Annotated in this window: 2 protein-coding genes; both read left to right on the top strand. The window is 75.5% G+C overall.

Annotation, left to right across the window (positions count from 1 at the left end; translation table 11 throughout):
• The first annotated feature begins 235 nt into the window (after positions 1–235).
• Positions 236–1,228: a dihydroxyacetone kinase subunit DhaK gene (dhaK, locus tag G3I42_RS35375; protein WP_164291742.1), complete on the top strand. Its 993-nt coding sequence runs from the start codon at positions 236–238 to the stop codon at positions 1,226–1,228.
• Between the two features lie 122 nt (positions 1,229–1,350).
• Positions 1,351–1,838: dihydroxyacetone kinase subunit DhaL (gene dhaL, locus G3I42_RS35370; RefSeq protein ID WP_164291741.1), on the top strand; the 488-nt coding region annotated here is incomplete at its 3' end.

The raw sequence follows: 1,838 nt of genomic DNA, 5'->3' as shown, positions 1-1,838 counted from the left end.
CTCGCCGCGCGCCCCGCGACGGCCCCGTTCCGGCAGTGCGCCGAGGCGGGGCCGTCGTGCGGCGGGGGGCCACCCGCCCGGCCGCCGTACGTGTCCCCGCGGGAGATCCCGTCCTCACAGGTGCGCGATCGCGCCGCGCGTCCCACACTTGTGCCTGCGCCGTGTGCCCGCCCCGGTCCCCCTGCCGTGGTGGGCGGCACCGCGCGACGGAGACGCCCACGCCATCGGAGGCACCGTGAAGATGCTGATCAACGTCGCGGAGACCGTCGTCGCCGACGCCCTGCGCGGCCTCGCCGCCGCGCATCCCGAACTGACGGTGGACATCGAGAACCGGGTCGTGGTGCGCCGCGACGCGCCCGTCGCGGGGAAGGTCGCGCTCGTCTCCGGGGGCGGCTCGGGGCACGAACCGCTCCACGCCGGTTTCGTCGGGCCCGGGATGCTCGACGCGGCCTGCCCCGGGGAGGTCTTCACGTCGCCGGTGCCCGATCAGATGGTGCGCGCCGCCGCCGCGGTCGACAGCGGTGCCGGGGTGCTCTTCATCGTGAAGAACTACACCGGGGACGTCCTCAACTTCGACATGGCGGCCGAACTCGCCGAGGAGGAGGGCATCGAGGTCGCGAAGGTCCTCGTGGACGACGACGTCGCCGTGACCGACAGCCTGTACACGGCGGGGCGGCGCGGGACGGGCGCGACGCTCTTCGTGGAGAAGATCGCGGGCGCGGCGGCCGACGAACGCCGCCCGCTCGCCGAGATCGCCGGTCTCGCGACCCGTGTCAACGCCGCCTCGCGCAGCTTCGGCGTCGCGCTCTCCGCCGTGAGCACCCCCGCCAAGGGCGGCCCCACCTTCGACCTGCCGCCCGGCGAGCTGGAGCTCGGCGTCGGCATCCACGGCGAACCCGGCCGCGAGCGGCGCCCGATGATGACCGCGGGCGAGATCGCCGATCACGCGGTGCACGCCGTGCTCGACGACCTCAGCGGCGAGGGACCCGTGCTGCTCCTCGTCAACGGCATGGGCGGCACGCCGCTCCTGGAGCTGTACGGGTTCACGGCGGAGGTGCACCGCGTCCTCGGGGAACGCGGTGTCCCGGTCGCGCGTTCGCTCGTCGGCAACTACGTCACGTCGCTCGACATGGCGGGCGCCTCGGTGACGGTGTGCCGGGCGGACGAGGAGCTGCTGCGCCTGTGGGACGCGCCCGTCGCCACGTCCGGGCTGCGCTGGGGGCGTTGAGACCGGCTCACACGCGTACCACGGGTCCACGCGGAGCGGCACGACACGCGGCAGCATGGGGCACGATCGGCGGCGCGGCGCGACAGGCGCGCACCACGGCACGAAGGGGTGACGGGACGGACATGGGCGACGACGGCAGGGACAAGGGTGGCGACGGGGGTCCGGGCACGCTCGACGCGGCGTTCTTCCGGCGGTGGCTCGACGCCGCGGGCACGCTGATCGACGAGGAGGCCGAGCGGCTCACCGCGCTGGACTCGGCGATCGGCGACGCCGACCACGGCTCCAACATGCGGCGCGGCTTCTCCGCCGTGCGCGAGACGCTCGCCGCCGAGGAGCCGGCGAGCCCGCAGGCGGTGCTCGCGCTCGCCGGGCGGCGGCTCGTCTCCACGGTCGGCGGGGCCTCGGGCCCGCTGTACGGGACGCTGCTGCGCCGGACGGGAAAGGCGCTGGGCGAGGCGCTCGGCGAGCGCACGGACCCCGACCGCGCGGAGTTCGCCGCCGCGTTGCGCGCCGGGATCGACGCGGTCTCGGCGCTCGGGGGTGCGAAGCCGGGCGACAAGACGATGATCGACGCGCTCGTCCCGGCCGCGGCGGCGCTGGACACCTCGTG

The organism is Streptomyces sp. SID11385 (assembly GCF_010548245.1).
In the GTDB taxonomy this organism is placed as follows: Bacteria; Actinomycetota; Actinomycetes; order Streptomycetales; family Streptomycetaceae; genus Streptomyces.
Note: the sequence above shows the minus strand (reverse complement) of the source record. Positions and strands in the feature narration are given on the sequence as shown.